The organism is Mesobacillus sp. (genome assembly GCF_049588175.1).
GTDB lineage: Bacteria > Bacillota > Bacilli > Bacillales > Cytobacillaceae > Mesobacillus.
This window is the reverse complement of sequence record NZ_JBAVFI010000096.1, coordinates 1-6,846: the sequence shown is the minus strand read 5'-3', so window position 1 is coordinate 6,846 and position 6,846 is coordinate 1. Positions and strand designations below refer to the sequence as shown.

Genomic DNA, 6,846 nt, shown 5'->3' with positions numbered 1-6,846 from the left:
ATTCACCCCAATTTTTGCTGTCAGCCGTGTTTCTGGATGGCTTGCTCATATCCTTGAACAGTATGACAACAATCGTTTAATCCGTCCGCGCGCTGACTATACAGGACCTGGAAAACAGGAATACGTGGCAATCGGATTAAGATAATTTAGAAAATAAGGAGCAATATTTTACTTTTCAGTGAAAAATTGCTGTAATAGGAGAGTGTGGGAAGTTAAGGATCTAATCCAGTTTCACAGTTGTGTCCGGGATTCAGATGCTTGGCTTCCAAAATGAAAGGTTAGGGGTGAGTTCGCCTGCTAACCTTTGATTCTGTTACTGATTTCGAAGGGAGAGAATAAAATGCAAGGTGAAAAAATTACAGTTAAAGATGGAGTATTAAACGTACCAAACAATCCAATCGTTCCATTTATCGAAGGTGACGGAACAGGTCCTGATATCTGGGCGGCTTCTGTACGCGTTCTTGATGCAGCTGTTGAAAAAGCATATAAGGGTGAACGTAAAATCGTCTGGAAAGAAGTTTTTGCGGGAGAAAAGGCATTCAATCAAACAGGTGAATGGCTTCCAAGTGAAACTTTGGAGATGATCAATGAATACCTAATCGCTATTAAAGGACCTTTAACAACTCCTATTGGCGGCGGTATCCGTTCTCTTAACGTGGCATTGCGCCAAGAACTAGACTTATTTGTCTGCTTGCGCCCTGTACGCTGGTTCGAAGGTGTTCCTTCTCCTGTAAAGCGTCCACAAGACACTGACATGGTTATTTTCCGTGAGAACACTGAAGATATCTATGCTGGTATCGAGTATGCAAGCGGATCTGACGAAGTTAAAAAGCTTATTGAATTCCTGCAAAACGAAATGGGTGTAAATAAAATCCGTTTCCCTGAGACTTCAGGAATCGGTATCAAGCCTGTTTCCAAAGAAGGAACAGAGCGTCTTGTACGTGCAGCGATCAATTACGCCATCACAGAAGGCCGTAAGTCATTAACGCTTGTACATAAAGGTAACATCATGAAATTCACAGAAGGCGCGTTCAAAAACTGGGGTTATGAACTTGCTGAAAAGGAATTCGGCGATAAGGTATTCACATGGGCTCAGTATGACAAGATCAAGGAAGAGCAAGGTGCAGATGCAGCGAACAAAGCTCAAGCTGATGCTGAAGCTGCAGGCAAGATTATCGTTAAAGACGCAATCGCTGACATTTTCCTTCAGCAGATTCTTACACGTCCAAAAGAATTTGATGTTGTTGCAACAATGAACTTGAACGGCGACTACATTTCTGATGCTCTTGCGGCTCAAGTTGGCGGCATCGGTATCGCTCCAGGAGCGAACATTAACTACGAAACTGGACACGCTATTTTCGAAGCTACTCACGGTACTGCTCCGAAATATGCAGGTCTAGATAAAGTAAATCCTTCTTCAGTTATCCTTTCTGGTGTCCTTTTGCTAGAACACCTTGGCTGGACTGAAGCAGCTAACATGATCGTCAAGTCTATGGAAAAATCAATCGCTTCAAAGGTTGTAACATATGACTTTGCACGTTTGATGGATGGAGCTACAGAGGTCAAGACTTCTGAGTTCGGTGATGAACTGATCAAGAACATGGAATAATTAAGGTGCAAAGGCTATCCTTTTAATGAGGATAGCCTTTACATAAAATTTTTTCAAAGTATCCATAAATATATGTACCTTCTGAGGAGGAAGCCTTATGTCATTGAAACGCAAAAAGATTTCAGTCATTGGTGGAGGATTCACAGGAGCAACTACAGCATTCCTGCTGGCACAAAAAGAACTTGGGGATGTAGTATTAGTCGATATCCCGCAAATGGAAAACCCTACAAAAGGTAAAGCGCTGGATATGCTTGAAGCGAGCCCGGTTCAAGGCTTTGATGCTAACATTACTGGTACATCAAACTATGAAGATACTAAGGACTCTGACATCGTAGTCATTACAGCTGGTATTGCCCGTAAACCTGGCATGAGCCGCGATGACCTTGTCCAGACTAACCAGAAGATCATGAAGAATGTTGCACAGGAAATTGCCAAACACTCTCCTGAATGCTTCATCGTAGTTCTGACAAACCCGGTTGATGCAATGACTTATACTATTTTCAAAGAGTCTGGTTTTCCTAAAAACCGTGTAATCGGCCAATCAGGGGTACTTGACACTGCGCGCTTCCGTACATTCGTGGCACAGGAATTAAATCTTTCAGTAAAAGATGTTACTGGTTTTGTTCTTGGCGGCCACGGAGATGACATGGTTCCTCTAGTACGTTATTCATACGCTGGAGGTATTCCGCTAGAAACACTTATTCCTAAAGAACGTCTCGAAGCCATCGTTGAACGTACACGCAAAGGCGGCGGAGAAATCGTTAATCTTCTTGGAAACGGCAGCGCATATTATGCACCTGCTGCTTCATTGGTTGAGATGTGCGAAGCGATTCTTAAGGATCAGCGTCGTATATTGCCATCTATTGCTTATTTAGAAGGGGAGTATGGATACGAAGGCATCTATCTTGGTGTTCCAACAATCCTTGGTGCTGGCGGAATAGAGAAAGTAATCGAGCTTGAATTAACTGCAGAAGAAAAAGCTGCACTTGATAAGTCTGCTGAGGCAGTCCGCAATGTTATGTCCGTGCTTGCTTAATCACTAACTGGTGATTATAAAATTAGTTGTGTTTTATCAGAGCATGAAATAAGAGAATCGGGGAATATTCCCCGATTTTTTTGCACAAATTAGGAAGTATATTGTTTTTGGACAAGGGAATGGAATGCAAGTATCTAAACTTCTATTGCAAAGGGGTAAAGGCTATGCTGCTTGGAAAAAAACGTAAGCTTGGCAGGAAGCTTGAAGAAATTACTGTCGGAGAAAAACTGACGTTAACTGAAAAAATAGAGGATAAAGATTTACTTTTGTATTTAGGATTAACGAATGATTCGAATCCTTTATATATACAGCATGACTACGCTTCACAAACTCCTTATGAAAAGCCGATCGTTCCAGCGATTATGCTTAATGGGATTATAACTTCAGCTGTATCGAAATATTTACCGGGACCGGGAAGCAACATTTTAAAACAAGATATAGAGTTCGTAAAGCCAGTTTACCATTATGGTACTGTCCAGTTTCTATTTGAGGTAACCGAGGTAATCAAGAGCAAGCATACAGTAGAAATCACCGTTTCAGGCAAGAATGAAAATGATGAAACTGTGATTAAAGGGAAACTGCTTGTATGTCCGCCATATCCAGTCCAGCGTATGGACGGCAGGGCATTGGAAAATTTTTAAACGAAGTGGGGATATACATGAAAAATGTATATCCTTTTTTTTATTTATTTCTTGGCCGTGTTAAAGGACAATGTTGATTTTAGCACCTGACGCCCCGCGGAAAGCAAAGCGCCTGGAACGAAAATCAACAGCCGTGTTTAACAAAGCTTATATCTTTAAAATTTGATTTTCATTGATAGGTTGATATTATAATGTAGATAGTGCTAAATGGATGAAAACAGGGGTAATAACTTTTTTGGAGGCTTATATGGACAAGAAGGTCTTGGTTGTTGATGATGAACAGTCAATCGTGACGCTGCTCAAGTATAACCTGGAACAGGCAGGTTATATTGTGGTAACTGCAATGGATGGTGAGGAAGGGATCAATCTTGCTGCAGAAGAAAACCCGGATTTAATGATATTGGATTTGATGCTTCCGAAGCTAGACGGAATTGAAGTTTGCAAGCAGCTACGTCAGCAGAAAATAAACGTGCCAATTTTAATGCTTACTGCCAAGGATGACGAGTTTGACAAAGTACTTGGCCTTGAGTTGGGTGCGGATGACTACATGACAAAACCGTTCAGCCCTCGCGAGGTTGTTGCAAGGGTAAAAGCTATTTTGAGACGAGTGCAGACTCTCCCGGACGCTGTAGAGGAAAAGCAAGAAGATGAAGGACAAATCAAAATCGGAGAATTAAAGATTCTTCCTGAATTTTATGAAGCCTATTTCTTGGGTGAATTGCTTGAACTGACTCCTAAAGAGTTTGAGCTGCTGCTGTTTCTTGCCAGGAATAAGGGCAGAGTGCTGACACGAGATCAACTGCTGAGTTCTGTATGGAATTATGACTTTGCGGGTGACACAAGGATTGTTGACGTACATATCAGCCATTTGCGCGAGAAAATTGAGCAAAACACGAAAAAACCATCATATATTAAAACCATTCGCGGACTGGGATATAAGCTGGAGGAACCTAAGGGAGAATGACAAAATACCGGACACGTCTTTTGTATGCCCTTATTACCCTGATCATTATCGTTTTGGTAGGTTTAGGCTTAGTGCTAGGTCAGTTATTTAAGAACTATTATATTCATTCATTCAATGAACGGATAAAAATAGAAATGAGCCTTTTAACAGCTAACATCGAGCAAAATGGCGGTTTGGACAAGCTTGATATAAATGAAATTGAACGGATGGGCGACCTCCTGAATGCAAGGATTACCCTTGTGGATATGGATGGTGACATCCGTTATGATACGGGCAAAATTTCGACTATTAATACTAGCAGACATAAAGATATTATCGGTGAGATCGTTCAAGATACGCCAGGAGAACAAAGTGATCTTGAAATTGGCGGAGGATATGACCTTCATTATTATTGGAAGCCGCTCATTCATAAAGATAAAAAAGACGGATACGTTTTTTTAACGACACAGATCAATGAACTGCAAAAGGCATATCGCCAGATTTGGTGGATTCTTACTATCAGTTTAGGGTTGGCTCTTAGTGTAATTATTCTGCTTGGTACAAGGATCACCAACCGCTATACGAAGCCAATTGAATCTGCTACAAATGTCGCGATTGAGCTTGCCAAGGGAAATTACCGTGCAAGGACATATGAGGATCATATTGACGAGACGGGTATGCTCAGTGCATCCATTAATATTCTGGCAAGAAACCTGCAGGAGTTAATGAAAGCGAAGGAATCCCAGCAGGACCGTTTGACTACCCTGATTGAAAATATGGGCAGTGGATTGATTTTGATAGACAGCAGAGGCTATATAAATTTAATCAATCGTCCATATAGAGAAATATTTAGCGTGGACCCTTCAGCGTACCTATATAAGCTTTATTATGAAGTGATCGAACATGAAGAGATTTCCCAAATGGTTGAAGAAATTTTCATGACAGAACAAAAGGTCCGTAAACAAGTTGTTTTGCCTTTGGAAATCGAACGCCGCCATTTTGAAGTTTACGGGGTACCGATTATCGGGACAAACAATGTTTGGAAAGGGATTCTGCTGGTTTTTCATGATATTACCGAATTGAAAAAGCTTGAACAGATGCGAAAAGATTTTGTCGCAAATGTTTCACATGAGTTAAAAACCCCAATCACTTCCATCAAGGGCTTTTCAGAAACGCTGCTTGATGGAGCCATGCATGATAAAGGGACACTTGAAGCATTTCTGGATATTATTTTAAAAGAAAGCGATCGTCTTCAGGTTCTTATCCAGGAGTTGCTAGACTTATCCAAAATTGAACAGCACGGATTCAAATTAACAGTCGGCAAAGTCGATTTGTTGAAGGGAATTACGGACGTGCTTGAAATTTTAAGAGGGAAGGCAGAAGAGAAAGACATTACCCTGGTATTGGGACAAATCAGCGAAAATATGGTGATTGAAGGCGACCCAGACAGGATCAAACAAGTGTTTATCAATCTGGTAAGCAATGCGATAACCTATTCTCCAAATCATGGGACCATCACGATTTCGTTGTTTGACAAGAAAGATATGGTTTCTATTGAAGTACAGGATTCCGGGATTGGTATTGAAAAAAGCGAAATTCCCCGTATCTTTGAACGCTTTTACCGGGTGGATAAGGCCAGGAGCCGGAACTCTGGTGGTACAGGCCTGGGATTGGCCATTGTAAAACATATTGTCGAGGCGCATAAGGGAAATATAGAAGTGACAAGTGATGTGGGTAAAGGGACAACTTTCACCATAAGGCTATATAAACGATTTCCTCGTTGACCATCATAAGTAATATGCAAAGTATTTAATTAGCCAGTCAGGTTTCTGACTGGCTTCTTCTCATTTTTGTATAAATTTACATTAGCTTAACAAGGGGTTTATTTTTTCTTAACACTAAGTTGCTACAATCATTAGTGAAAACCCCTTCATCCAAGGAGCTAGAAAAAAGCACAAGCAGACCCCGCTTGTGCTTTTTTCCATTGTCTAAAAACCTATCCTGAATTATGATTTCTTTGAAACTTTTGTCATGGTTGTTTCGTAAATACCAACATAAACAGAAGTGCAGGAAGAGGGGGATAAAATGGTGAGTTTAAAAAAGATATATCTTACCAGCGGGATCGTGGTTCTTGCTATTGTTTTAGGTTTATTGGCTTTTACGACCTGGTATACCGTTGATGAGTCAGAACAGGCTGTGATATTGACATTCGGCAAGGTAGAGGATGGAATCAGCGATCCAGGGTTACATTTCAAGCTGCCCTGGCCAATCCAAAGTGTAGAAAAGCTATCTAAGGAGACGTTCAGTCTTCAGTTTGGCTATGAAGAAAAGGATGGAGAAATCAAAGAGTTTCCTGATGAAACAAAAATGATCACAGGTGATGAAAATATTGTGCTTGCTGATCTTGTAGTGCAGTGGAAAATTACTGATCCGGAGAAATATTTATACAATGCGGATAATCCAAGAGAAATACTTTATGATGCTACATCAGCATCTGTACGAAGTATAGTCGGAAATTCCAAAATTGACGACGCCCTGACTTCCGGTAAGGCGAAAATTGAAGCAGATGTGCGTGATTTGCTGTCATCGCTTATAGAAAAATACGATATGGGTGTTT

General features: G+C 40.8%; 7 protein-coding genes. All 7 read left to right on the top strand.

Annotated elements, in window-relative coordinates:
• Positions 1-145, top strand: a 145-nt coding sequence (locus WB217_RS02075) for a citrate/2-methylcitrate synthase (protein ID WP_423990187.1), incomplete at its 5' end; no start/stop codon positions are given.
• Between the two features lie 195 nt (positions 146-340).
• Entirely contained in the window at positions 341-1,609 is a 1,269-nt protein-coding gene (icd, locus tag WB217_RS02070; protein WP_423990185.1) for an NADP-dependent isocitrate dehydrogenase, read from the top strand.
• A gap of 97 nt (positions 1,610-1,706) precedes the next feature.
• Positions 1,707-2,645 carry a malate dehydrogenase gene (gene mdh, locus WB217_RS02065; protein ID WP_423990183.1) on the top strand — a complete coding sequence of 313 codons (939 nt, stop codon included), beginning with the start codon at positions 1,707-1,709 and terminating at the stop codon, positions 2,643-2,645.
• 164 nt (positions 2,646-2,809) lie between these two features.
• Positions 2,810-3,286: a MaoC/PaaZ C-terminal domain-containing protein gene (locus WB217_RS02060; RefSeq protein WP_423407631.1), complete on the top strand. Its 477-nt coding sequence runs from the start codon at positions 2,810-2,812 to the stop codon at positions 3,284-3,286.
• A 247-nt stretch (positions 3,287-3,533) separates the two neighbouring features.
• Positions 3,534-4,250 carry a response regulator transcription factor gene (locus WB217_RS02055; RefSeq protein WP_335431800.1) on the top strand — a complete coding sequence of 239 codons (717 nt, stop codon included), beginning with the start codon at positions 3,534-3,536 and terminating at the stop codon, positions 4,248-4,250.
• Positions 4,247-6,013, top strand: a complete 1,767-nt coding sequence (pnpS, locus tag WB217_RS02050) for a two-component system histidine kinase PnpS (RefSeq protein ID WP_423990180.1) — start codon at positions 4,247-4,249, stop codon at positions 6,011-6,013. The genes WB217_RS02055 and pnpS overlap by 4 nt, the downstream gene beginning before the upstream one ends.
• A 301-nt stretch (positions 6,014-6,314) precedes the next feature.
• Positions 6,315-6,846 (top strand): protease modulator HflK (gene hflK, locus WB217_RS02045; protein WP_423990178.1); only part of this gene is annotated, 532 nt, incomplete at its 3' end.

Bases quoted from the DNA above. Each gene is read 5' to 3' on its own strand.
- WB217_RS02055 (WP_335431800.1), top strand. From the start codon at position 3,534: ATGGACAAGAAGGTCTTGGTTGTTGATGATGAACAGTCAATCGTGACG.
- pnpS (WP_423990180.1), top strand. From the start codon at position 4,247: ATGACAAAATACCGGACACGTCTTTTGTATGCCCTTATTACCCTGATC.
- WB217_RS02060 (WP_423407631.1), top strand. From the start codon at position 2,810: ATGCTGCTTGGAAAAAAACGTAAGCTTGGCAGGAAGCTTGAAGAAATT.
- icd (WP_423990185.1), top strand. From the start codon at position 341: ATGCAAGGTGAAAAAATTACAGTTAAAGATGGAGTATTAAACGTACCA.
- mdh (WP_423990183.1), top strand. From the start codon at position 1,707: ATGTCATTGAAACGCAAAAAGATTTCAGTCATTGGTGGAGGATTCACA.